Origin of the sequence: Pseudomonas sp. MF4836, from assembly GCF_002018875.1 — a bacterium.
GTDB lineage: Bacteria > Pseudomonadota > Gammaproteobacteria > Pseudomonadales > Pseudomonadaceae > Aquipseudomonas.
On record NZ_MVOL01000012.1, the window covers coordinates 113,022 to 138,083 of the forward strand.

General features: G+C 62.4%; 22 protein-coding genes. 7 read left to right on the forward strand and 15 right to left on the reverse strand.

Annotated features, from left to right (window positions below):
* Positions 1-5: 5 nt before the first annotated feature.
* The 12 genes from MF4836_RS25485 to MF4836_RS25540 form a co-directional block, all read right to left on the reverse strand.
* Positions 6-2,849: a TonB-dependent receptor gene (locus MF4836_RS25485; protein WP_078472618.1), complete on the reverse strand. Its 2,844-nt coding sequence runs from the start codon at positions 2,847-2,849 to the stop codon at positions 6-8.
* A gap of 97 nt (positions 2,850-2,946) precedes the next feature.
* Complete coding sequence (locus MF4836_RS25490; protein WP_078472619.1) at positions 2,947-3,912, reverse strand: DUF4880 domain-containing protein; 966 nt, start codon at positions 3,910-3,912, stop codon at positions 2,947-2,949.
* A complete protein-coding gene (locus MF4836_RS25495; RefSeq protein WP_078472620.1) occupies positions 3,909-4,415 on the reverse strand; it encodes a sigma-70 family RNA polymerase sigma factor in 507 nt (168 codons plus the stop codon). The genes MF4836_RS25490 and MF4836_RS25495 overlap by 4 nt, the downstream gene beginning before the upstream one ends.
* Before the next feature lie 299 nt (positions 4,416-4,714).
* Positions 4,715-6,133 carry an aldehyde dehydrogenase family protein gene (locus MF4836_RS25500; protein WP_078472621.1) on the reverse strand — a complete coding sequence of 473 codons (1,419 nt, stop codon included), beginning with the start codon at positions 6,131-6,133 and terminating at the stop codon, positions 4,715-4,717.
* A 14-nt stretch (positions 6,134-6,147) separates the two neighbouring features.
* Entirely contained in the window at positions 6,148-7,473 is a 1,326-nt protein-coding gene (locus MF4836_RS25505) for an aminotransferase class III-fold pyridoxal phosphate-dependent enzyme (RefSeq protein WP_078472622.1), read from the reverse strand.
* Complete coding sequence (locus tag MF4836_RS25510; RefSeq protein WP_078472623.1) at positions 7,470-8,984, reverse strand: serine hydrolase domain-containing protein; 1,515 nt, start codon at positions 8,982-8,984, stop codon at positions 7,470-7,472. The genes MF4836_RS25505 and MF4836_RS25510 overlap by 4 nt, the downstream gene beginning before the upstream one ends.
* A gap of 67 nt (positions 8,985-9,051) precedes the next feature.
* Positions 9,052-10,332 carry an OprD family porin gene (locus MF4836_RS25515; protein ID WP_078472624.1) on the reverse strand — a complete coding sequence of 427 codons (1,281 nt, stop codon included), beginning with the start codon at positions 10,330-10,332 and terminating at the stop codon, positions 9,052-9,054.
* Positions 10,333-10,461: 129 nt separating this feature from the next.
* A complete protein-coding gene (locus tag MF4836_RS25520) occupies positions 10,462-12,093 on the reverse strand; it encodes an ABC transporter ATP-binding protein (protein WP_078472625.1) in 1,632 nt (543 codons plus the stop codon).
* Between the two features lie 2 nt (positions 12,094-12,095).
* Positions 12,096-12,965, reverse strand: a complete 870-nt coding sequence (locus MF4836_RS25525) for an ABC transporter permease (RefSeq protein ID WP_078472626.1) — start codon at positions 12,963-12,965, stop codon at positions 12,096-12,098.
* Positions 12,962-13,903, reverse strand: a complete 942-nt coding sequence (locus tag MF4836_RS25530) for an ABC transporter permease (protein WP_078472627.1) — start codon at positions 13,901-13,903, stop codon at positions 12,962-12,964. The genes MF4836_RS25525 and MF4836_RS25530 overlap by 4 nt, the downstream gene beginning before the upstream one ends.
* A gap of 11 nt (positions 13,904-13,914) precedes the next feature.
* Complete coding sequence (locus MF4836_RS25535; RefSeq protein ID WP_078472628.1) at positions 13,915-15,483, reverse strand: ABC transporter substrate-binding protein; 1,569 nt, start codon at positions 15,481-15,483, stop codon at positions 13,915-13,917.
* Between the two features lie 126 nt (positions 15,484-15,609).
* Positions 15,610-16,488, reverse strand: coding sequence for a hydrolase (locus MF4836_RS25540; protein WP_078472629.1), 879 nt, complete (start codon positions 16,486-16,488; stop codon positions 15,610-15,612).
* Between the two features lie 129 nt (positions 16,489-16,617).
* On the opposite strand from MF4836_RS25540, the gene MF4836_RS25545 reads away from it, so the two are divergent.
* Positions 16,618-17,496 carry a LysR family transcriptional regulator gene (locus tag MF4836_RS25545; protein WP_020298223.1) on the forward strand — a complete coding sequence of 293 codons (879 nt, stop codon included), beginning with the start codon at positions 16,618-16,620 and terminating at the stop codon, positions 17,494-17,496.
* Between the two features lie 159 nt (positions 17,497-17,655).
* Here MF4836_RS25545 and MF4836_RS25550 read toward each other — a convergent pair whose 3' ends face one another.
* Positions 17,656-18,525, reverse strand: coding sequence for an AraC family transcriptional regulator (locus MF4836_RS25550; RefSeq protein ID WP_078472630.1), 870 nt, complete (start codon positions 18,523-18,525; stop codon positions 17,656-17,658).
* A 143-nt stretch (positions 18,526-18,668) separates the two neighbouring features.
* The gene (locus MF4836_RS25555; RefSeq protein WP_078472631.1) at positions 18,669-19,586 is read right to left on the reverse strand and encodes a LysR family transcriptional regulator; all 918 of its coding nucleotides are present in this window, start codon (positions 19,584-19,586) and stop codon (positions 18,669-18,671) included.
* Positions 19,587-19,650: 64 nt separating this feature from the next.
* Here MF4836_RS25555 and MF4836_RS25560 point away from each other — a divergent pair, with 64 nt between their 5' ends.
* Together MF4836_RS25560 and MF4836_RS25565 are read left to right on the forward strand one after the other, a co-directional pair.
* A complete protein-coding gene (locus tag MF4836_RS25560) occupies positions 19,651-20,268 on the forward strand; it encodes a LysE family translocator (protein ID WP_078472736.1) in 618 nt (205 codons plus the stop codon).
* Between the two features lie 168 nt (positions 20,269-20,436).
* Positions 20,437-21,096, forward strand: coding sequence for a hypothetical protein (locus MF4836_RS25565; protein ID WP_078472632.1), 660 nt, complete (start codon positions 20,437-20,439; stop codon positions 21,094-21,096).
* A gap of 266 nt (positions 21,097-21,362) precedes the next feature.
* On the opposite strand, the gene MF4836_RS25570 is transcribed toward MF4836_RS25565, so the two are convergent.
* Positions 21,363-22,292 (reverse strand): PoNe immunity protein domain-containing protein, encoded by a 930-nt coding sequence (locus tag MF4836_RS25570; RefSeq protein WP_078472633.1) that lies wholly within the window; start codon positions 22,290-22,292, stop codon positions 21,363-21,365.
* Positions 22,293-22,484: 192 nt separating this feature from the next.
* Here MF4836_RS25570 and MF4836_RS25575 point away from each other — a divergent pair, with 192 nt between their 5' ends.
* From MF4836_RS25575 to MF4836_RS25590, 4 genes are all read left to right on the forward strand, one after another.
* Complete coding sequence (locus tag MF4836_RS25575; protein WP_078472634.1) at positions 22,485-22,925, forward strand: hypothetical protein; 441 nt, start codon at positions 22,485-22,487, stop codon at positions 22,923-22,925.
* Between the two features lie 187 nt (positions 22,926-23,112).
* Positions 23,113-23,829, forward strand: a complete 717-nt coding sequence (locus MF4836_RS25580) for a lecithin retinol acyltransferase family protein (protein ID WP_078472635.1) — start codon at positions 23,113-23,115, stop codon at positions 23,827-23,829.
* 111 nt (positions 23,830-23,940) lie between these two features.
* Positions 23,941-24,387, forward strand: coding sequence for an HIT family protein (locus MF4836_RS25585; RefSeq protein WP_078472636.1), 447 nt, complete (start codon positions 23,941-23,943; stop codon positions 24,385-24,387).
* A 100-nt stretch (positions 24,388-24,487) separates the two neighbouring features.
* On the forward strand, positions 24,488-25,033 hold the full coding sequence (locus tag MF4836_RS25590; RefSeq protein WP_078472637.1) for an AAA family ATPase: 546 nt from the start codon (positions 24,488-24,490) through the stop codon (positions 25,031-25,033).
* Positions 25,034-25,062 lie beyond the last annotated feature (29 nt).

Sequence of the window (25,062 nt, forward strand, 5' to 3'; positions counted from 1 at the left end):
TCGCCTTAGAACCGGGCTTGCAGCCCCACCCGCAGGGTGCGTCCGGGCGCCGGCATGAAACTTTGCGCCAGCGGGTCCAGGTAATAGCGGTCGGTCAGGTTCTGCAGCGAGACATTGAGCTGGGCGTGCTCCTGCAACTTGTAGTTGAGGAACAGATCGAACAGCGCCACTTCGCGGTAGTTCAGCTGTGGCGTGGTGGCGCCGGTCTGCCACGGTTTGTCGGCGGTCACCGTGGGCCCCGAGGTGTAAGTGATGCGGGTGCCCAGGGTCAGGCTCTGGTCGAAGAAGCGCAGGCCGGTGGTCAGGTTGCCGGCGAAGCGCGGCGGGTTCTGGGTGTTGGTGTAGGAGCCCATGAAACTGCCCGGGGTGCAGTTCGGCGTGTCGCTGGTTTTCTGGTAGGGGTTAGCGGTGGCGCGCAGGGTGGCGGCGAAGGCCGCGTCGCAGGTTTCGGTCTTCAGGTAGTAGGTGGATGACAGGTCGGCAAATACCCGGCCGGCGTCGTAGCGGGTCTGCAGTTCCAGGCCACTGGTTTTATAGCTGTCGGTGTTGCTGAAGCGCATCAAGCCCCACAGGCCCGGGCTCGGGTCGTAGTAGCGGGTGATGTAGTTCTTGATGCTGTTGTTGAAGTAGGCCAGCTTGATCGCCGCCGAGTCGTCATCGAACAGCAAGCCTTTTTGCAGGGTGCTGGCACCGATCTCCCAGTTGCTCGAGCGCTCGGGTTTCAGGCCCTTGCCGGGGGTCGTCTGCTGCACGCCGTGACCGGTTTCGAACAACGAAGGCATGCGAATACCCTGGGTGTAGGAGGCATAGACGAAGGTGTCCGGCAGCACTTCGATGTTGATGCCGAAGGCCGGGGCAAAGGCGCCGCCGCTGTTGCTGTCCTTGCCGGAATAGTTATAACCGCTGACCACGCTGCCCACTTGAGCGTCGCCGACGTCGGTATCGGTCGCGCCGTATTGGTTATAGGGCGTGCCCTCGAACGGGTAGTTGGTGTTGTTGAAGACGATCCCGTTGTTCAGGCGAGGGTCGGTGGCGTCGGTATACAGGCCGTTCTGGTCCGGGAACCACATCAGGTAGCCATAGTCACCGGGCTTGTTGACCGTCACGTACTTGTGCTCGCGCACCTCCTTGCGCGCCGTCGCCTGGGCGACCTGATCCTTGCTGCGAAAATGGGTGTATCGCCCGCCCCCCCACAGTGTCAGTTGGTCCAGTGGCTTGTATTCCAGCTTGCCGTTGAAGCTGAACTCCTGCCGGGAACCCTCGCGCAAGCTGCGGTTGGCGTTGATATCGTCCTGGGTGGTGAGCACGCCCTTCTGCGGGCGCAGCTCCTCCAGCTGGAACGAGCCGCCCAGGTCCAGTTTCAAGTCGCCGTAACCGGTCTCGAACCGCGAGGTGTTGGCCAGGCCACCGCCCGTGCGGCGGTTGGCCTGGCGGCTCCAGGCGCGGTCGGTGCGAAAAGCCTGGGAGGCCGGTGCCGACCATGAGGTCAACTGGCTGGTTTGCGCGTCGGTCATCCACAGGTCGGCAGTCAGGTCCACCAACGGGTTGCCCGAGGGCAGGTAGTTGTAGCGTGCGGTGTAGGTGTCGATCTTGGTATGGCCCAGGGGGTACTGATAAATGCCGCCGGTGCCGAAGCGAAAAATATCCGAAGGCATGATCTCGCCGATGCGTCCGTCATAGCGGCGATAACCGAAATCGAAGGTGTGGTCGTCCGCCGGGCGGATCGTGGTCTTGAGCAGGAACGACTCGGTCTCGGCCGACGAGTTCAGCACCTCTTCGCCAGCGTTGTAGGTGGTGGCCACGCTGGTTTCTTCCTGGTCATAACGGTCAAAGGTGCGGTAGCGGTCCTGGCCCTTTTTGCCGGAGAAATAGTTGCCCTGCTTGCGGTGGGCATAGGCTGCCACCACGTCGAACCGTTCATGGGAATAGGCGAACGCGGCGCTGCCGGCCTGCGCCTCGGAGCCAAACAGGCCGCCCCGGCTCTGGTGCGGTTCCGAGTACAGGTCTTCGGTCCGGGAGTGCGGGTCACGGGAGGCCGGGGCCACGCCGTTGTTCCAGACGTCGCCCTTCAGACGCAGGCCGATGTTCTGGCCGTCCTTGAGGATGTCGCCGACACCCAGGGTGCGCATCTTCACCGTGCCGCCGATGGCGCTGGAGGTCAGGCTCGGGCCCTTGTCGATGCTGATGTCGCTGATCATGTCCGGGTCGATGTAGCTGCGCTGCTGGGTGCCGGCATAACCGCGATACACATCCAGCGCCTGCTGCGAACCGTCCACCGTCACCGCCACCCGGCTCTGGCCCTGGATCCCGCGGATATTCACATCCAGGCCGCCGCCATTGCGGCTGTCGCCCACCTGGACCCCGGGCTGGCCCTTGAGCACATCCCCCATCGAGACCACACCAAAGCGCTGCATGTCTTCGCCGGAGATGTACACCGACGAGCGCGGCGCCCGGTAGACCTCGGCCTGCTCGGGGTTTTCACCCTTGACCTGCTGCGTCGGCAGCACCACCGCGCCCTGCCCCTGGCCAACGCGCAAGGCATAGCCGCCATCGGCCTGGCGCTGATAGCTCAGGCCAGTCCCGCTCAACAGTTGGGTCAAGCCCGCCTCCGGGTTGAAATCCCCGTGCAGCCCGGGGCTGGTCTTGCCCGCCGTGAGCAGCGCGCTGCCGGCCATGCTGATGCCGGCCTCGGCGCCAAACCGCGACAACACCTGATCCAGCGGGCCGGCCTCGATGCTGTAGTGCTGGCGCTCGGCAGCGGCGAACGCCGCCACGCTGTACAGCGGCTGCACACTGAGGAAAAGCACGCCAAGGGTGTGAGTGCACAAGGCACGGGCGGGGAAAATCATGCAGGGCTCCTAGGGGTCGAGACCCACCTGTTTCGGTGGGTAATACCTAAAGGCCAAAGCACATCTGAAAAACTATCGTCCCGACGAAAAAAAAGTTTCAGGCCGGCACCACCGTCACCCAATAACGGGTCCGGCGCTCGATACGCACCGGCAGCGCCAGGGCCACCAACGCCAGTGCGGCATCGGTGTCGTCCAGTTGAAAACTGCCGGTCACGCGCAAGGCCGCGACCTCGGCACGGCAACGCAAAATGCCTGGGCGGTAGCGCGACAGCTCCGCCAGCAACTGGTCCAGACGCATGCGCTCGGCAGGCAAGATGCCCCGCAGCCAGGCCTGGGCCAGGACCGTATCGACGGGGCTTGGCGCGGCGACGCCCCGGCCGTCGACCCGGGTTTGCCAACCAGCGTGCAGCGGCACCGGCGCCGAATGATGGCGCGCACTGACCTGCACCAACCCGCGCAGCACCCTGACCTGGGTGCCCTGCCGATCCTGGCGCAACAGCAGATGGGCGCCATGGCTGTAGAGCACCGCGTCCTCGCTCAGCAGTTGCAGCGAAGCCGACGCAGCCGGCATATCCAGGGCCATTTCGCCCTCGACCAACTGCACCCTGCGCTGCGTTGCGCTCAACTCCAGGTTCACCGCACTGGCAGTGTTCAGCCACAGCGCGCCACCGTCTGCCAGCGCCCAGCGTCGCCGCTCGCCGATACGGGTGCGGCAGGTCGCCAGCGCCGACCGCACCAGGGTCGACTCCGCCCCCTGCCAGCCAACCCCGCCCAGCAGCCCCAGGGCCAGCAGGCACTTGAGCACTTGCCGCCGGCGCTGCGGATCGGCCCCGGCCGCCTCCAGTGCCCGGCGCGCCGTGGCATCGCCCAGCAGATTCGCCCCCGGCTGCAACAGCAGCGGCAAACTGCTGACCCGCTGCCAGGCGTATTCATGTTCGGCATTCGCCTGCCGCCACTGCTCCAGTGCCTGTTGATCGGCAGTGCCCATCAGTCCGGACTGCATGCGCACCATCCAATCGATGGCGCAATCGCGCACCCGGGGATCAACCACCGCCTCACTCATTCGAAACGGCTCGCATAACAGACACTGAACGCCTTGCCCATGGCCCGCTGCACCTGCGCGACGGTCAGGCTCAACTGCACGGCGATCTGCGGGTAGGTCAAACCGTCGAGCTGGGACAAAAAGAAAATCTGCCGCACCCGCATTGACAATCCCACCAGCAACGAATCGAGCTGCAACAGGGTCTCGATCATCAAATGCCGCTCTTCCGGCGACGGCTCGTACGCCTCCGGCCGTGCCGCCAACGCCTCCAGATACGCCTTCTCGATGGCCTGGCGTCGCCAGCGATTGATCAGCAAGCCATTGGCAATGGTCGCCAGGAACGCCATGGGCTGGCGCAATTCACGCACATCCTCCTGGGAGCGCAACACGCGGATAAAGGTGTCGTGAGCCAAATCCTCGGCATCGGCACTGTGCCCCAACCGCCGATGCAACCACCCCCGCAGCCAGCCGTGATGGTTCACATACAACTGGGCGACGGGGGAGAAAAGGCTGTTGTCGTGCATGGGAGATTCGCATTAATGATAATGCTTCTCATTTTATGGTTTGCGGGTGGGGATTGTATAGAGCGCTGAAACAAAGCCCTGCCCGCCGTTGAAAAGGTGCCGCTCACTGCCGTCACCCTCGGCTCGGAGCTCAAGGCTCGCGGGGGCTGATGATGGGCGGGAAATGCCGCCACCATTGCCTGCCTCACGCTTAGTCATTTTCGTGACCACGTCGAACCGGCAATGATCCGATCCACTCATCATCAACACGGCAATCCCGGCTGATCTAACTGTCGCCCCGCAGCGCCCCTCTGAAACCGTCAATAGCCAAACAGCGACTTGTTCTCCAGGTACTCGTCAAACCCCAACTCCCCCCACTCACGCCCGTTACCCGACTGCTTATAGCCGCCAAACGGCGCGGCCTGGTCGGCGCGGGCGCCATTGAGATGGACCATGCCGGTGCGCAATTGCCGCGCAACCCCGCGGCTGCGTTCGAGGCTGGTCGAGGTGACGTAGCCTGACAAGCCATAAGGACTGTCGTTGGCGATGGCTATTGCCTCGGCTTCACTGTCGTACGGCATGATCGCCAGGACCGGGCCGAAGATTTCTTCCCGTGCCACCAGCATGTCCGGGGTGACGTCGGCAAATACCGTCGGTTGCACGTAGTAGCCACGCTCCACCCCTTGTGGTCGTCCCAGCCCTCCGGCGATCAAGCGCGAACCCTCGGCGATGGCCTGGGCGATCATGGCCTGTACCCGTTCGAATTGCAGGGCATTGGCCACGGGACCGATGGCGGAGGTCGGGTGACTGTCGTCGAAGCACACCTGGGCCAGCACTTCCTGGACGATATCAATCACCGCCGGTTGCTGCGCGCGCGGTACCAGCAGGCGTGTTGGCGCATTGCACGACTGGCCGCTGTTGCGGATACAGGCCTGTACCCCGTGGCGCACCGCGCTAGGCAGGTAGGCGTCGTCGAGCAGGATATTTGCCGATTTGCCGCCCAGTTCCTGGGACACACGCTTCACTGTATCGGCCGCCGCCTTGGCCACGGCGATGCCGGCGCGGGTCGAGCCGGTAAACGACACCATATCCACCTCGGCATGGCTGGCCAGCGCAGCGCCAACCCCCGGCCCATTGCCGTGGACCAGGTTGAACACCCCTTTCGGCACCCCGGCCTCATGCAGGATTTGCGCGACGATATGCGCTGACAACGGCGCACACTCACTGGGCTTGAGTACCACGGTGCAGCCCACTGCCAGGGCGGGTGCGAGCTTGCAGGTGAGTTGATTGAGGGGCCAGTTCCAGGGGGTGATCAGGGCGCACACGCCGATAGGCTCACGCACCACCAGGGTCTGGCCCAGGCGCCGTTCGAAGCGGTACTCGCGCAGCACTTCCAACGCCTGCGCCAGATGGCCCAGGCCTGCCGGGACATGAGCGCTTCGGGCCAGGGACAGCGGCGCGCCCATCTCCAGATGAACCGCCTCGATCAACGCCTCGCTGTGGCGTTTGTAGGCTTCGATGATGCGCTGCAGCAAGTCGATACGTGCCTCGAGCGAACTCGCGGCGAACGCCGGAAAAGCCCGCCGGGCCGCTCCGAGCGCACGGTCTACATCGTGCGCGTCGCCCAGGATGATGCGCGCAACCCTTTGCTCGGTGGACGGATTGATCACCGTCTCGACGGTTTCGCCGTGGGGTTTGACCCAGGCGCCGTCAATGTAGAACTCAAACAAATCGGACATACCCTCGACTCCCTTCAGGCCACCTGATTCAAGGCAGCCGCCAAGGTGTCGAACACCTGGGCGATCTCCTGCTGGCTGATCACCAACGGCGGTGAAATCACGATGGTGTCGCCCGAACCGCGCACCAGTACGCCGTGCTCAAAGCACCACTGCGCAACGTCACTGCCACGCGCGCCGGCGGCACCGGAGCGCGGCTCGAGTTCGACGGCGCACAGCAAACCGATGGTGCGTACGTCCAGCACCGGCCCCACACCCCGCAGCGCCAGCGCGGCCGACTGCCAGAGCCCGCTGACCGCGTTGACGTGTTGATTAATGCCCAGTTCGCGATGCACCTCGATGGTCGCCAACCCGGCCGCACACGCCAGCGGATGCGCCGAATAGGTATAGCCGTGCATCAGCTCGATGACGTTCGCCGGCCCAGCCATGAACGCTTCGTATACCGCACCGCTGACCAGCACGCCGCCCATGGGCACGGCGCCGTTGGTCAGGCCTTTGGCGGTGGTGATCAGGTCTGGTGTTACGCCGAATGCCTGGGCGGCGAAGCTTTCGCCGACGCGGCCAAAACCGGTGATCACTTCGTCGAAAATCAGCAGCACGCCGTGCCGGCTGCAGATCTCGCGCAAGCGTTGCAGATAACCCTGGGGCGGCGGGTAGACCCCGCCGGAGCCGGTCACCGGCTCGACGATGACCGCCGCAACAGTGCTCGGATCCTGAATGTCCAACAGTTGGGTCAGCGCGTCGGCGTAATGGACGCCCTGCTGCGGTTGCCCCGCGCTGAAACGCATACTCGCGTCGTAAGGCAGCGGCAGGTGTGACACCTCGCCCAGCAACGGACCGAAGTCACGCTTCTGCCGGCCGATACCCGACACCGACAGCCCGCCGAAACCCATGCCGTGATAGCCCTTGGCACGCCCGATAAACTTGGTACGGCGGCTGTCGCCGCGGGCCTGGTGATAGGCCCGGGCAATCTTCAACGCGGTGTCGACAGCCTCGGAACCTGAGTTGGTAAAAAACACCTGTTGCATGCCGGCCGGGCTGATGTCGATCAGGCGCTCGGCCATCTCCAGGGCGTGGGGGTGACTCATCTTGAATGACGAAACAAAGTCCAGGCGCCCCGCCGCCTCGCGAATGGCCTCGACGATTTTCGGCTGACCATGTCCGGCATTGACGCACCAGAGCCCGGCCATTGCATCGAGTACACGACGCCCATCGGTGGTGGTGTAGTACATGCCGTCAGCACTGGCGAACATCATCGGTTGCTGCTGAAACTGGCGCATCGGGGTAAACGGTGCCCAGAACGCGCCACACTCGGCACCTGTCGGGTTGGAAATATCGTTCATAGCGACTCCTGCAAAGCGGTTCTTGGATGGCCGGTCAGCGTCGGGCGCTGCAACGGGCCTGCGTTAACGTTGACGCTGCGGTCCACGTACAACATGCCGCGCTCGATACGGCAGCTGACACGGTCACAAAACGCCATCTCGACAAACTGCCAGGTCATGCTCAATGCCCCGTCGTCGGTCCAGCGCGCCTGCGCCACCACCGGGGTGAGCTCGGGCTGGTATTGGTGATGCAGATAATGACCGGTCATGCTGGTCCGGCTTTCGATGCCGTCGGCCAGCCCGGCACGAATGCAGTGGGTGCCACGGGGGTCGGTGAGGTAGAAGTCGCAATGGTCAGGGCCCAGCACCAAGCGTATTTCGCTGACGTGATCGGCGTTGGCCTCCATCACAAATGTGCCGTTGAACTCGGCGTGACGCGGCGAAGTCGACGCCCCTGAAAGGGACGGCCGCCGCTGGCTTGCCAACAACGCCGCCAATTCGGCATCCGCCGCGCCGTCGGCGGGCACGTCCAGCGCCGGCAACAGGTGTTCCCAGAGCAGGCTGTGCAAGCGCCGCTCGCCCAAGGGCAGCCCGGCGGTAAACGCAATCACCGCGTTATGGCGGGGCAAGACGATGCACTGCTGGCCAAATACCCCGGAGGCGTAGTAGCCACCGTGCAGGGTCATCCACCACTGGTAGCCGTAGCCTTCACGGCGCGTGACGCCTGCATCGCTCGAGTCGCGGCCCTGGTAGCGCTTGCCGTCGAAGGCCCCCATCCATACATCATCGACATGCCCGCGGGTGGCTTCGGCCACCCACTCCCGGGACAGTAACTGCTGCCCTTCCCAGTGGCCTTGTTGCAAGTGCAGAACACCGAACTTGAGCAAGTCCTCGGTGCTGCAACTCAGGCCATTGCCGCCCGTGTTGAAGCCGCCAGGTGCCAGGTCCCATTCGATGGTCCCCATGGCCATGGGTTGGAAAATACGTGCGTTGCACAACTCAAAGGCTGTCTGGCCGCTGACCACGCTGACAATCGCCGAGAGCATGAAACTCGAGGCACTGCTGTAGATAAACTGCTGCCCCGGCGGGTCTTCAACCGGTTCATCGAGGAACAGCTTGACCCAGCTTTCACTGCGCCCACGCCAGGCCCCGCCGGAAATGCCCTGGCGATGGCCGGTGCGCATGGTCAGCAAATCGCGCACGGTCATGGCTGCCAGATTGGCGCTGATCGGTGACGGGCAATCTGCGGCAAAAAAATCCACCACCTTGGCCTCCAGCGACAGCACGCCGTCATCCACCAACAGCCCGATGGCCATGGATACCCAGCTCTTGGTGACCGAATGCTGAACATGCAAGCGTTCGGCGCGATACGGCGCCCAAAACGCTTCGGCCACCACCGCACCGTCGCGGTACAGCATGAAACTGTGCAGCTCCAGGCCCGCAGCGTTCACCGCCTCAATGAAATCACTCACGCCACGCGCCGATACGCGCTGGTGGCTGGGCAGTGCCCGCCGCAACGGCAAACTCGTCATCTGATCTATCCCCTCATTTCCACTGCCTTGGCGGGCAACAGGCTGACCCGGCTGCCCGCCGTTACTGCTACCAGAGCGCCACGGTGTAACCCAGGATCACTCGGTTCTCGTTGGTGTCACGGGTGAAGTTGCTGGTGGCGCTGGCGTTCTGCCAACGCACAGACACATCCTTGAACGTGCCGCTTTGCACCACGTAGCCGAGGCTGAAATCGCGCTCCCACTCGCGCCCTTCGCCCTTGAAGCCGATGACCTTGGCGTTGTCGCCCTTGGCGTAACGCGTCGAGAACAGCAGGCCCGGCAGGCCCAACGAGGCGAAGTCATAGTCATAGCGGGCATGCCACACGCGCTCGCCGGTCTGGGAGAAGTTGGCCAGTTGGTACTCGGTGAACAGGTAGGTGTTAGTGCCATCCACGTAGGTGAACGGCGTCGAGCCGTACTGTGCCTGGTAACCGCCGCTGAGGTTGTGGCCATAGAGGCTGTAGCCGATACGGGTACTCAACGCACGGTTATCCACCTTGCCGGCCAGGGCCGCAGCGTCTTCACTGGCGTTGAAGTAACGGATGTCGGTCTTGAACGTACCGGGACCCCACTTGAAGCTGTTTTTCAAACCCAGGTAGTGCTGTTGGTAGAGGCTTTCCAGTTGCGCGTACTGATAGGTCACAAGCGTGGTTGGCGTGAGCTTGTACTCGCCGCCGGCGTAGCGGAACTCATCACTTTTGGCGCTGCTTTTGTAGGCGCCGTACTGGCTGGTCAGGCCCATGTCCTCGTAGTGGGTCGAGTCGCGCTGCTTGACCTGGTCGAGTTGGCCCACGGTCAGGGTCAGCTTGTCGATGTCCTTGGAGGTGAGCGCGGTGCCACTGAAACTCTGGGGGAACAGACGGCTGAGGTTGGGTTGCAGGGTGGGCAGGTCCGGCACCATGTAGCCCACTCGCAGCTCGCTTTGGGCCATGCGCGCCTTACCGGTGATGCCGAGTTTGGAGTAATTGTCATGGGCACGGCGTGCATAGCTGGGAGAGCCCGGCTCGGCCACGCTGGAGCGCGCCAGCAGCCCGGTGCCGGAGTTATCCGGGCTCGAGTCGAGTTTCACGCCCAGCATGCCCACCGCGTCCAGGCCAAACCCCAGCGTACCTTCGGTAAAGCCCGATTCGAGGTTGAGAATAAACCCCTGCGCCCATTCGGCGCGCTTGTTCTGCCCGCTGGACTCGCGGTAGTCGCGGTTGAAGTAATAGTTCTTCAATTCAAGCGAGGCCTTGCTGTCGGCGACAAAGTCGGCCTGGGCAAACAAGGGCATGAAACCGACGCCCATGACGCTGGCACTGGTGACAACTTTGTTGATGCGGTTATTCATGTGGAGGTTCCTGGCAGACAGGTTGAGTGGGGTTGTTTTTGTTTTCTTCGGCCATGGCTTCGCCCGCTTCGCCAATCACCGATTGACGAAGGTTTGGGTTTCAGAACATGGCCTGGGGTGCAGCAGTACCTAAATCACACCGGCGCGGAGGCGGTAACTGCCATCCGCACGTTTCTCCAAGGGGCTGGCCGCTGCGAGCAGCCGGCGGGTATAGGGATGTTGCGGGCTGTCGAAAAGGGTGTCGCGCGGCCCCATCTCAACCACTTCGCCCTGGTTCATCACCGCCACGCGATGAGCGATGCGCTCCACGGCCGACAGGTCGTGGGAGATGAACAGGCAGGCGAACCCGTACTGGCGTTGCAAGCGCTCAAACAACTCAAGAATCTGTTTTTGAATGGTCATGTCCAGTGCCGAAATCGGCTCGTCGGCAATCACCAGCTTGGGTCGCCTGACCAGCGCCCGGCCAATCGCCACGCGCTGGCGCTGGCCACCGGAGAGTTGATGGGCAAAGCGCTCACGGAACTGCTCGGGCAGGCCGACGTCGACCAGGGTCTCGGTGACCCGCTGGCGTTTTTGCGCGGCCGTCAGCCCCGGCTCATGGCGCAGCGGCTCGGCAATGATCTGGCCGACGGTCATGCGCGGATCCAGGGACGAATACGGGTCCTGGAAAATCATCTGGCATTGCAGGCGGTGTGCCCGGTTGGCGGCCTTGAGGATATCCACGCCCTGGAACAGGATGGCCCCGGCGCAGGGCGTGACCAACCCGACCACTGCCCGCCCAAGGGTGGTTTTGCCCGAACCGCTGCCACCGACCAGGGCCAAGGTCTCGCCCGGTGCGATGCTCAGGTTCACCGAATGCACCACGCGCTTGGGCACGCTGCGGCCCCAGAAACTGCGCGGCCCCGGGTGTTCGATGCACACATCCCGGACCTGCAACAACGCGTGGTCGGCGGCCGGCAATGGCACCAGCTCGCCGCGCCGTGGCAGCGCTTCAAGCAACTGCCGGGTGTAGTCGGCCTTCGGCGCGAACAGGATGTCTTCGATACGGCCCTGCTCCACCGCCTTGCCCGCACGCATCACCACCACCTTGTGGGCATAACGCGCCACCAGGGACAAGTCGTGGCTGATGAACAAAATCGCCGTGCCTTGCTCGCGCGTCAGCTCCAGCATCAACTCGATCACGTCCAGTTGTGCCAGGCAATCGAGCGCCGTGGTGGGCTCGTCGGCGATCAGCAGCGCCGGACGCAGCAACATCACCGAGGCCAGCATGATGCGTTGGCGCATGCCGCCGGAGAACTGATGCGGGTAGGACCCCAGGCATTTCTCGGCATCCTTGATCCCGATGCGTTGCAGCATGGCGCGGCAGCGCTCGCGGATCGTCGCCGCATCCAGCGTGGTATGCAGTTTGAGCGCCTCGCTCATCTGCCGGCCAATCGTCAGCGCGGGGTTGAGCGAGACCATTGGCTCCTGGAACACCATGCCGATCCGCGCACCGCGCACTTCACGCATCGCCTTGGCATTGCCGCTGTCCAGCGGTTCGCCCTGGAACATGATGCGCCCACCACACACCTGCATCGGCGCCGGCAGCAAGCCAATGGCAGCGCGTGCGGCCATGGTCTTGCCGCTGCCCGATTCGCCGACCAGCGCGACGATCTCGCCAGGGGCCATGGTGAAGCTGAAATCATCGACGGCCAGCGGACCGTCCGCACCGACGCGAATCTGTAGATTTTCAACGGCCAGTAATGGCACTGGAACGCTCATGCTCATTTCCTCATGCGCGGGTCGAGACGATCACGCAAGGCATCGCCGAACAGATTGATAGCCAGCAACGTCAGGCTGATAAAAATGCCCGGGAAGATCCCCAGCCACGGTGCCGTCGAGATGTAGGTGCGGCTCGCCGAGAGCATGCTGCCCCAGGTCGCGGCCGGCGGCGGTACGCCCAGGCCAAGGAAGCTCAGCGCACTCTCCGAGAGCAACGCCCAGCCGAACATGCTGGTGCCCAGCACACACAGCGGCGCCAAGCAGTTGGGGGTGATATGACGGAACATGGTGTACAGCTCGGAGTTGCCGATAACCCGAGACGCCTCGATGAACTCCAGCTCACGCAACGACAACACACTTCCTCGCACCACCCGCACCACTGACGGGGTATAGGCAATGCCCAGGGCGAGCACGATGCCGTACTGGCTGGCACCAACGATTGCCATGATGCCCAGGGCCATGAGAATGCCCGGAAACGCCAGCAGGGCATCGTTGAGCATCATCAGCACGCGGTCGGTCCAGCCGCGCAGGTAGCCGGCAAGCATACCGATTACCGTGCCGCAGATAACCGCCACGCTCACCGAGAGCAGGCTGATCCACAAGCTGGTGCGTGCACCAATGATCAATCGGCTGAACACGTCACGGCCGAATTCGTCGGTGCCCAGCCAGTGCACAGCATTGGGCGCGTGCAGGCGCGACAACAGGTCCAGCTTGAGCGGGTCAAAAGGTGTCCACACCACGCCGAGCAACGCCAGCAATACCAGTGCCGCGAGCAGGCTGCCGCCGATCAACGCATTCAACGGCGGGTAACGCCAGGCACGTCGCGGCTGGGCATCCAGCCCTGTGGACAAGGCAGGAGTCTTGAGGTTCATAGCTTCACCCTTGGATCGAACAGCGGATACAACAGATCCACCAACAGGTTGACCAACACGTAGATGCAGGTGACCAGCAGCAGGCAACCCTGCAGCACCGGGTAGTCACGGGAGAAGATCGAATCGACCATCAGGCGGCCAATACCGGGCAAGGTGAACACGGTTTCCAGTACCGCAATGCCGCCGAGCAAATTGCCGAGAATCAGGCCAATCAAGGTCCAGGTGGGCGCAAACGCGTTGCGCAGAGCGTGTTTCCACAGCACCGCTCCCTCCGACAACCCCTTGGCCCGCGCATGGGCGATGTACTCCAGGCGCAGCACTTCGATGGTGCTGGCCCGCGCCATCCGCGCAATCGCGCCGAACTCCACCAGGGTCAGGGTGATGATCGGCAGCACCACATAGGTCAGCGCTTTCATCGGGTCGCTGGCAAAGCCGACGTAACCGATCACCGGCAACCAGCCGAGCTGAATGCCAAACACATAGAGCAACAACAAGCCCAACCAGAAACTCGGCACCGACAGCAGCAAGGTCGCCGTAGCCACCAGGCCCAAGTCCAGCGCGCTGTTTTGCTTCCAGGCCGCGAGCAGACCCACCGGCACCGCGAGCAGGGTCGCCAGTAACACCGCGACGAGCACCACTGTGGCGCTGACGCTGAAGCGTTCGATCAGCAACTCCACTACCGGCTGGCGGCTGCTGATGGACATCCCGAGATCGCCACTGAGCACCGATTTGATCCAGATCAGGTACTGGGTCACCACCGAGTGGTCCAACCCCAGGCTGCTGCGCATGTCGGCGAGGCTTTGCGGGTCGGCCATATCACCCAGCATCAGCAACGCCGGGTCGCCGGGGATCAGGCGAATCAAGGCAAATACAATTACCGAGATCAACAGCAGGGTCGGCACCGCCATGCCGAGCCTGTGCAATATGAATCGAAACATAGCGGTACGCCTTACTTGGAAGTGTCGGCCAGCTTCACGCCCCACAGGCGCGGTTTGGCAACGGGCCAGGAGCGATAACCTTCAACGCGCTTGCCCATGGCGCCGATGGCGGTGCCGTTGTAGATGACCACCATCGGTACATCCTTGAGCATCAAGGTGTGCAGCTTGTCGAACAGCGGCTGGCGCTTGGCGGGGTCAACCTCACGCTGGGCCTCGCGCAATATCGCCAAGGCTTCGGGGTTGTCCCAGACCTTGCGCGGCTCTTTCTGCTTGTCGCCAATCACTGATTCGTAGCTCTGCGCCGCATCGAAACGCCCCGAGTAGGAGAACGACATCATCTGGTAGCTGCCGGTCTGGTAACGCTCCAGCTGCGTGCCCCACTCCAGGGTTTCCATCTCGATATTCAGCCCCGCCGCCTGAGTCATGGCCTGGCTGAGCAAACCCATGTCGAACATCTGCGGGTAGCGCTTGTTGACCAGCATGCGGATTTTTTCGCCGCCGTAACCGGCCTCTTTCAACAGGCGCCGCGCCTCGTCGAGATTGTAGGTGTAGCCCTGGTGCGCGGTGTCGTCGTAGTACGGGCTGGCGGTGGGGATGACCGAGTTGTTGACCACCGACAAGCCATCGGACAAGGCCGCCACCATCTGCGCGTAATCCAGGGACAGCGCCACCGCGCGACGAATGCGCACGTCCTTGAGCAACGGGTCACGGGTCTGAAACAGCAGGCCGCTGATGGTCATGATCGGGCTGACCTGGATCTGCAGATTCTTGACCTGCTTGAGTTGCGCGGCGTCCATCGCCGTCACGTCCGGCAACAGGTCGACGCCACCCGAGAGCAGTGCGGCCTTGGCCGAGGCCGAATCGGGGATCACCTCGAAACGCACCTTGTCGACAAACGCCTGCTTGTTGCCGGTGTACCCGTCCGCCTCGGCCTCGGCACGCGGCGTGTATTCCTTGAAGCGATCCAGTTCGACGTACTGGCCCTTCTGCCATTTGCCCAGGGTGAACGGCCCGGTGCCAATCGGCGCACGCCAACTGCCATCGGCGGCCAGCGAGTCCGGGTGCAGGATGCCGCTGCCGGCGCAATCCGGGCGAGCCATCGCGGCGAGAAACAAGCCGTTGGCCTGGTCCAGCGTGAACACCACGGTTTTCGGGTCAGGGGTGGCGACATCGACAATCTTGGCAGCACCACGCCCGTCGAACTCTGCCAGGCAACGCCATTGGGTCTTGGGGTCCAGGTAGCGCTGCCAGGTCCATTGCACATCCTTGGCCGTCAACAGCTGGCCATTCTGGAAGTGCACGCCGTCTCGCAGACTGAAGGTGTAGCGCAGGCCATCTGGCGATATAGCGACGGCACTGGCCAGCATCGGCGCGATGCTGGTGTCTTCGCGATACGCCACCAACCCTTCGACGATATGCATCATCACCGCATCGGTATTGTCGTCACGGTTGACGCCCGGGTCGGTGCTGCGGATATCACCATTGAGACCCACGCTGATGACCTTGTCTTGCGCGACGGCCATGGAAAAGGTGCACGCCGACATCGCGACGGCCAGGGCCGTCTTTACGTAACTATTCACGGGAGAAAGACTCCTTGAAGAAATTTTCCGGTCAGTGGCGAGGGCCAAGGCAGGACCGGCATCAGAATGAGTGAATCCTTGGTTATTGTTATACGGCCTGTTCTGAGTGCATCTACTAACGGTGTATCAGCCAAGGCTGCGCTTGCGGCGCAACACCTTGGCGAAGAAGTCCTGGGCAGCCGGCATGGCCTTGATGCCCTGATGGGCGACGTTGGGCAGCAGGTCGAAGTGCACGTGCACGCCGGCGGCTTCGAAACTCGCCTTCAAGCTGGCCAGGCGCTCCGGGCGCGTGCGTCCGGCCGCGTTGGCACCGGCCATGTAGTGCTTGCCCCCTTCGCGGTGGGTGATTTCCCAGGTTTCGAGGTCTGAATCGCCGACCACCATGTGCACCGGCAGTTGCTGCAAGGCTTGCAGGTTCAACGGTTTGCCAAAGCGCGTCGCGAAGTCCCGCACGCCGACCCACCAGTCCTGCTCGGCGTCCAGCAAGGTCACCGAGCCCGGCGCACCGATGGACGCCGCCCAGAGTTTCTCCGGGTGCAGGTAGCAGAACCGGTGGGTGAATTGCCCGCCGCCGGAATAGCCGAACAGCGCAAAGGTATCGAAGCGCCGCCCGTAGCGCTTGCCGACGCTGGCGATCATGTCGAGCAACACCTGGTCGTAACGGATATCGCCCTCGACCAGTTGCTTGTAGCCATCGCCATTGCTGTCACCCAGCACGCCGACCGGGAACAGCGGCGACAGGATCACACAATCGTTCCAGCGGCCAAACTCCGCGAAGCCATTGCGATAAATCTCCATCGCACGGGTCGAGCCGTGCAGCGACACCACCAGGTCCACTGGCCGGGAGCTGTCTTCGATGGTTTCAGGCACATAGAGGGTGTAGGCAAAACGGCTGTCCTCGTGGTGCGAGTACACCGTGGTAGCGCCGAGGTGATACACGTTTTTGGCCGCACGCAAGGCCGCGTCGATGGTGTTGGTGTCTGGATGGGTATCTGGATTGCTCATGGAAAGTTCGCCGAGTCAGTTCGGACTTGAGTATTGGCCGGGCGCTATAAAAAGAAAAACTAATTAAACTTTATCCTGAGCAAACAAAACCTTTACGATCACACCCTACCCCTGGTTGCGAGTTGACCCATGAGCAACATTCGCTTTTTCAAGACGTTTATCGCCGTCGCCGAGTACGGCAGCTTTGCCGCCGCTGCCGACCGCGTGGCACTGACCAACGCCGCCGTCGGCCAACAAATGCGCGCACTCGAAGAAGAAATGCGCCGCCCGCTGTTCGACCGCAGTCAGCGGCAGATCAAGCTGAGCCGCGACGGCGTGTTATTGCTGCCCAAGGCCAAGCGCCTGCTGGCGGACTACGAACAAATGATCGCCGAAGCCCCCGATGGCGAGGCCATGGAGGGCGAAGTGTCGATCGGCGGCATCACCTCTGGCATGGGCCTGCTCGCCAATTGCCTGGTGCAACTGAAAAAACTGCACCCCCGGATCTCGGTCAACCTGATGACCGCCCGTTCCGACGAAGTGGTCAACCTGGTGCAAGCCGCCAAACTCGACGCCGCGCTGCTGATCGAGACTGCGCGGCAAAACTTCAGTGGTTTGAGCTGGACCCTGCTCTACAACGAACCCATCGTCATGCTCGCCAATGCCACGCAGACCGCCGGCATCAACGACGCGGTGGAGTTGCTGAGAACCCAGCCGTTTATTCGCTACGACAGGTCCACGGCAGTGGGTCGCAAGGTGCAGTCGATCATCAAGAGTGAATCGGTAGAACCGCTGGAGATTCTGGAGCTGAACTCGATCATCGGAATCGCCGATCTGGTGCGCCAGCAAGTCGGGGTGGCGATTGTGCCGCTGCTGAAAAATTTCGACTGGCACAAAGACCCAAGCCTGCGGGTGCTGCCATTGCCGGGCGACCTGGCAGTACGCCGGGTGGGGATATTGGAACAAGGCACCAAAAGTGCGATTACCGGGGAAATTCGCAAGTTGCTGATGTCGGCGGTGTCCCAGTAATTCTTCCTTGGTGTGGTCATGAGTGCCTGCCATCGGGAAAGGCCGTGAACTGCGCCCCTGTCCCTCTGGAAGAACGTCCCGCACTTGCCAAGCAAGCACCTTTCGCCCCTGAACAGACATTCGTCAACGCCCGTTCAGGGTTAAAAGCCGCCTGTTCCGCTATTGCAGCGGAACGTACACATCTGTTTGCCATTGATCCTGAGGTGTCTCGGGGTAGGCGCTCAGGTAGTGGAAGAACAGCGGATGATCACGCAGTTCCTCGCCACTGGCCGGGAGCCAATCGCGGTAAATCGGATAGATCGTTTCGCCGATGTGATCCGGCGACCCGGTGTGTCGCACCACGACGCAGCGACCGGCCGGAATGACCATTTCGTGCACGCCGAACTCATTCGGCGCCACGGCCTCGTGAATCTCGCCGCAGATTGCGAAGCGGAATGCGTGGGCAGGTGTCGTATCGGGGTTGTTGTAGGGAATGCCAAAGGTGCGACTCGATGCCACCGGCGACTGGCCGCTCTGCATACGCCATTTGATGAACCTGCCCACGCTCTCATTGACCAGCCCGGCGGGTCCGCAGTGCTCAAGCGCTGCGACTGTGACTTCAGGGAAATCTACGATTCTTACTTGCATGATGATCGTCCTAGAAAAGTGAGGGATGGCGAAGACCGCACTCCAGACCTGCCAGTTCGGTTCCTTCCTGAACGCGCTGGGCGTCATACCGAACGCCCTTCTGAACGCCCGGCAAAATGCCTCGGGACTTTCAAAGCCGGCACCAAGCGCGGCCTCCAGTACCGAGTGATCCGCAGCGGCGGCCAGGCGATGTGCCGCGCGCCTTAGTCGCATCAGTTGCACATAACGTGAGACAGGCACGCCAACGAACGCGGTGAATTGCCGATGGAAGTGAAACGCCGAAAAGTTCGCCACCTGGCTCAACGTCTTCACCGACAGGTCACCTTCAAGATTGGCGTCAATGTAGGCGAGTACGGCGTTGAAGCGTGTTGTGTAAGCGAAATGGATCGGCACGTCTGACACTGGAAAAGCTCCTGGAAGTTCGGTCGCCAATAGAGTCGTCTATCGCCGCATCAACACGCCTAGCCGCGTTTGCTCAAGCTACGTTTTGGGGGTGGGCCGCGATGCCTGTGTCTGGCCGGCGGGTCGCTGAAGCACGCCGCACCTCATTCCACTGTCTGCAACCATTTGAGCAGATCCATTTCCAGGCTGCCCTGCTTGAGCGCTGCGGGAGAGAACAGGCAATAGCGCGAGCCATCCTCGACAAATCCCAGCGGTGCGGCCAAGACACCGCTCTGAACATCATCGCGCACCAGATGCCACGGACCGATGGCAACCCCCAGGCCCGCGACCGCCGCCTGGATGCTGAAATAGAAGTGCTCGAAAGACTGCCTCTGCGCCACGCAAAGACTGAGTCCACTTGCACCGGCCCACTCCTGCCAGGCGTCAGGCCTGCTGGCGGTCTGCAGCAATGGCGCCGTGGGGCTCAGGCTCTTTCTGGCTTTGCCAAACCATTGGCCGACCTTCTCGGGCCGGCATACAGGGCCAACCTTTTCAGTGAACAGTGTCTCGGCATGGTAGGTGGGCGGCCGAGGAAAATCGTCGCGGCGAATGGCCAGGTCTATGCCCTGGTCAAACGAAAAACAACCACCTCCGGCTACCAGGTGGATGTCCTGCCCTTGATGTCTTTGTTGGAAGTCGCTCCATCGAGGGATCAACCAGCGCATCAACAACGTTGGCTCGCACGACAGGACAAGCACCCGCGTACGCCGGGCTTCGGTGCGTATCTCGCGAACTGCCTGGCTCATTATCCCGAGCCCCTCACTCACTGCGTTCGCCAGGCGCTTTCCCGCGTGCGTCAAATAGACCCTGCGGCTGCGGCGCTCGAACAGGTCAACGCCCAGGTCCTCTTCAAGCACACGTACGGCACGGCTGATGGCGCCGGGCGTCAGGTGCAGTTCGCGGGCGGCGCGGGCAAAGCTCTCGAAGCGTCCGGCTGACTCGAAGCAACGCAATGCCAGCAGAGAAGGCATTCGCGTCTCACCGATTCGTGAGCTTGAGTCATCATTTTCATCAGAAATCATCGTTAGTGCCCAGGAATATGATCTGTAAACATTGCTTTCCATCATAACAACGCAAGGGCTCAGCATGAGCGAATGGATAGCAGTGATCACCATTACCCTACTCGCCTGCATCAGTCCGGGGCCAGACTTCGCCATGGTTTCCCGCAACGGATTGCTGCTGTCTCGCCGGGCTGGCTTGCTGACCGCAGTGGGAATTGGCGCGGGGGTTCTGGTCCACGTTTGCTACACACTGCTCGGGCTGGGGTGGGTCCTGCAGCAGACGCCCTGGCTGTTCAATGCGCTCAAGCTCGCGGGTGCTGCTTACCTGGTCTACCTGGGAATCAAGATGATCCGTTCCGGGCCGGCGAGCGAACAGCCAAACGTACCGCCACCGGCAATCTCGGATCTGGCCGCCCTGCGCACGGGGTTTCTCACCAACGCGCTGAACCCCAAAACATCGATCTTCATTGTCAGCCTGTTCATGGGCCTAGTAAGACCGGATACCGCGGTGACGGTGCAAGTGGCATACGGTCTGTTCATCGCGAGTGCGCACATAGCCTGGTTCAGCCTGGTCGCTCTGTGCTTCTCAAGCGGAAAAATGCGCGAGACGTTGATGGCATCACGGCAATGGATTGACCGAGGGTTTGGCGGCCTGCTTGTGAGCTTCGGCATATTCCTGACCATCACTCAGCGTTCCGCTTGAGTGGCCTCGGCCCTTGAGCAGAGACAACGCCCTGTTGCCCAACTAACGGCACTCTGTCGTGAGCATAAATGTACTCATCACCGCAAAACCGCCGCCTGCTACACTCCCGCCCCCGAACCCACTTGATGATGACCATGGGTTCTGGTCGCCCATTGAAAGGACTCTCTTATGAACAAGGTGCTATTCAGCCTTCTCGCCTCAACACTGGCCATGTCGCTCAACACTGCCCATGCCGCTTCCGTTGCCGAAGTCTTTACCGGCGACATGTTGGGCACCAATCAGCGTTACTTTGAATCGGTAGCCGGCATCCCCCGGGAGTCCAACGGCAACGATCACCATTTCAAAGTCCAGGGTTGTGACATCACCGCCACGGTCGAAGGCGGCAAAGTCAGCAAGCTGCGCCTGGAACTGACGCCAAAATGCCAGGCTGACTTGACCCAGTTCGTCGGCACCTACGCTCCCGCTCCAGGCAACCCCCTCACCGTCGGTGCATTTACCGCCTCGTCCGGTGGTGGCCTGAGCTTCTCCGCCGACTGCCTGAGCATGTGCGGCAATGCCGCAGATCCTTCGGTCTACGCCCACTGGGAAGGCCCCCATGCCGTCGGATTCAGAGAAGTCCTGCTGGAGGTGGTCCTGGTATCGGATGCAGCGCTTGACGCCTCCGGCCAGTGGGAGTCTCACATGCGCAAGGCCGAAGGCGATGACTACGTGATGGAAACGCGCTTCAACTGCGACCAGAAATACGCCTCCATCGCGCAGAAGGCCTTTGAAAATGTGCCGGTCACTGCCGTCACCATCGGCTCGGAGCTCAAAGCGCCCGGGTGCTGATGATCAGCGGAACATATCGGGCCCTCGCCGGAGGTGGACAGCACCCGGCGGGGCTTTCCGGGTTGGTGTGGATCAAGCCGTAACGCATTTTATCTGCCCTGACTAAACCACCTATTCAAACGTTACATCTACAAAGGACGGCGGGCACCCAACGGGTGTGCCCGGCAATCAGCCTCGCTCCAATCACAAGAGCGAGCTCACGCCGAGCCCCCCTTAGCCGCCCTGAAAAATCTCGACCGTGGATGCACCTCAGTCATCCACACCCCCTATTCCTCCCCCACCCAATACCAAACGCCACCGCTCTGCGGCATCACCTCCCCCGACTCAAAATACTCGCGCGTCTCAGTCTCCAGCGGCGCAAACCAATACCCCGTCCGACTACAGGCCTGGCCCACCGGCAAAGGCGCCACCCGCCCCGTATCAGCTGGCCGAACATCCCTGGCGTAGGCCACCAGGTCCCGGGGATAGACCATCGACTCAATCGCGCCGTCATCGATCCCATACAGAAACGCCACCGCTGCAGCCTCCAGAGCCCAGTACCCGCAGTAGCTGCCCTCATCCCCTTGCAGGTGGCTGTCGTGCCAGGGCGCCTGCTCGAACGCCGGGTACCAGGCATCGCAGTATTGCTGCAACAGCGTGGCGGCCTGGGTCGGGTCTTCTTCATAAATGGCCTGGACCAGCGGGGTGTAGAGGTCGTGGTACCAACGATCGACGTCATAGCGCTCAGGCAGCAGCTTGCACAGCAAGTCTTCGTAGAGGGTGTCGTCGCCGGCGTAACCGGCGGGGTCGATCAGGGCGACAAAGCGCTGCAGCAGGTCGGTGCGGTGCAGCAGGATGCACAGGCTGAAGACCTGGACGCACTCTTCGTACTGGTCGAGCCAGTCGTCGATGGTCAGCGGGGTGATGTTGGGGATGCCCTGGTAAATCGCCAATTGCCGCTGCAGCCCTTCGTAGCTGTCGACCAAGGTTTCCAGCAAGGGGATCAAGGATTCGATGGCATCACCCGCGGTGTAGCGGATGAGGATTTCCTTGAAGATCAGCTTTTGGAAATAGCGGGCCCTGACGGACTTTTCCTGGGCCTCGGAGTCGGCCTGGAAGGTGTTTTCTTCAAAGAAGCACACGCTCTTGCGGTAGTTGATAAAGAAGTTGTCGAAGCGTGCTGCGCTCAAGAATGTTTGTCTTTTGTCCGTGATCACCGGTCTTCCCTGCTAAACGTGGCTGCGATTGGCCGGCGGCACGCTATCAAAGCATCAGTCACGCTGTCCACGGGTCACGCACCAGGCGACAGGGACATAGCCTGGTTGACAAGCCCCTGCGCGCCGCCCTTTCATACTCCCCGTTCGCGCTGGTAGCGACTTTCCAGCGCCAGGCCAGATAAGGATCAATCCATGGCAGTGCAAAAAAAGGGCAAGTACTGGTACGGCACCAGCGCCCACGACACCGAGGCCGAGGTGCTCAGGTACAGCACGCGCAACCGCTACCCGGCCGCTGGCTTCCGGCATGCGGCGTGCCCCTGCGGCAGCCAGGCATTCCGCCTTGCCAGCGATGAAAACGCCGGTGCCGCCCGCCGCACTTGCACCCAGTGCGGTGCCGAACACTGGATGGGCGACAGCGAGCTCTATGCCAGCGAGGCCGAGTTGGAAAGCCACGAGTGCATCTGCGACGGCGATGCGTTCCATCTGCTGTCAGCCGTGGCGCTCTACCCGCAAAGCAATGATGTGCGCTGGTACTACATCGGCTGCTACTGCCCGAACTGCCACTTGGTGGGTGTGTTCGCCGACTGGAAATGCGAGGCCGGCGAGGCGCAGGCCTTTTTGGCCAATACCTGACCCAGGCGTTGGCGGCCAGCGCGCGTATCGACACAGCAATGGACCTTCTGCGGCCAACCCCGATCAGCGAACGATCCCAGCCCCGGAATCTGCCAAAGACCGCTTTACTGCACCGCGTGCCGCCAGGTAAAAAGGCCGTCGATGCAGTCCCACACCCTCACGCCAAACATTGAATGTGGAGCCTTACATGGATACTTACCCCACTGGAACCCATCTGGTTGTCGGTCGAGGCGTGTACACCCACCACGGGATTTACGTCGGTAGAAAGCGTGTAATCCATTATTCCGGCATGGCCTCGGGCATCGACAAGGGCTGCATCGAGTCCACCAGCCTTGCGGCGTTCTGCCAGGACAAGAAACCGCGGATCAGAACCTACAAGAAAACCTATTTCAGCGGCCCCGCCATTTGCCGGCGTGCGCGCTCCCGCCTGGGTGAAGATCAGTACAACATCCTGTTCAACAACTGCGAGCACTTTGCCAACTGGTGCGTCACCGACCTGCACAGCAGCGCGCAGGTCGAGGCCGCGAGCATGCGTGTCGGCGCGGCGCTGGCCTCGCAGCTGTTTACACGCAAAGCCGCCGAGGATGCGGCGAAGCAGGCAGTAACCTCATTGGCCGCCAAGGGGACAACGGCCGCTGCGCGCAATCTGATTACCGGGCAAGCGAGCAAAACCATCGCCAATCAGGCTGCTCGCTCCCTGGTCGGCCAAACCCTGGCCAGGGGCGCTGTAGGCACCGCAACCGGCCTGATCGGCACGGGCGGCGTTTCCGGCCTGGCCGCCACAGGGCTTGGCGCAGCGGGCATTGCCAGCGGCGCGGCGCTCGCCCCGGCCGTTGCAACCATTGCGTTGGCGGCGGGCGCGGCCTACGCGGCCGGTCGACTCTGGGATTGGTTGGTGGATTGAACGCGGGCGGTGCCCGCTGCCGAATTGGGTGGTTGAATAGGCGGCTTTTTTCAGAACCCGCACCGAAGGCAGCGCCCCATCACCCCTGGTGCCCCTCATTAAGGACGATGCATGTCACTGATCTCGCAACGTGTAGCGCTCGCACGCCATGGAGCCAACGATAAAGTCATTTGCCGGATGCCCTCGGGCTGGGCGGTCATGGGCGATGTGCAGTTCCTGCCGGGCTATTGCCTGCTGTTGCCCGACCCGGTCGTCGCCAGCCTGAACGACCTGAGCATCGAGGCCCGCACCGCCTATCTGCTGGACATGGCGCGCATGGGGGACGCGGTGTTGGCGGCCACCGGCGCCCTGCGCATGAACTATGAAATCCTCGGCAACTCCGAGCCCGAACTGCATTGCCATATTTTCCCCCGCTACGCCTCGGAGCCGGAACAGAAGCGCAAGATGCCGGCCTGGTTCTACGACTGGAAAACCGCCATTCCCTACGCCGAGGAAACCCACGGCGACTTGCGCAAGCAAATCGCCCACCTACTGCAAGCGTCGAACCCAAGCGCCTGATCAGCCTGCTCGGCCCTCACCCTGCCCGACTGAACGGCGCAGTGACCCGCCCCGCCAAGGTGATTACAATCGCCGGCTTTTTTGCAGCAAGGACCGGCTCATGCAACGCATCGTGATTTTGGGCAACTCCGGCAGCGGCAAATCGACCCTGGCGCGAACATTGGGCGCGCGCCTGGGCCTTCACGTGGTGCACCTGGATACGCTGTTCTGGGAGGCCGGCTGGGTCGAACCGGATGCCGAGACATTTCGCACCCGGGTCCGCCAGGCAGTGGCGGCGGACGCCTGGGTGTGTGAAGGCAACTATGCGCGACGCACCTTCGACCTGCGGCTGCCCCGCGCCGACCTGATCATCTGGCTCGACACGCCGCGCCTGACTTGCTGGCGTCGGGTGCTGTTGCGCAGCCTGTTGAACCGCCCGCGGTCCGATCTTCCAGCGGGCTGCAGCGAGAAGCTGGACCGGGAGTTCCTGGGCTTTCTGAATTACGTGTGGAATTTTGATCGGCGCCAACGGCCCGGGATCGAAGCCGCGCGCCAGGCCATCGGCCCAGGCATTCCGGTGGTTCGCCTGCGGGGTGCCCGGCAGATTCGCCAGTACCTGGCGGGCTTGCCCAGCCGTGCCTCGTCGACGGCCACCGCGAATCACTGAAACGCCCTGGGTACCGGGCCTGGACCCGT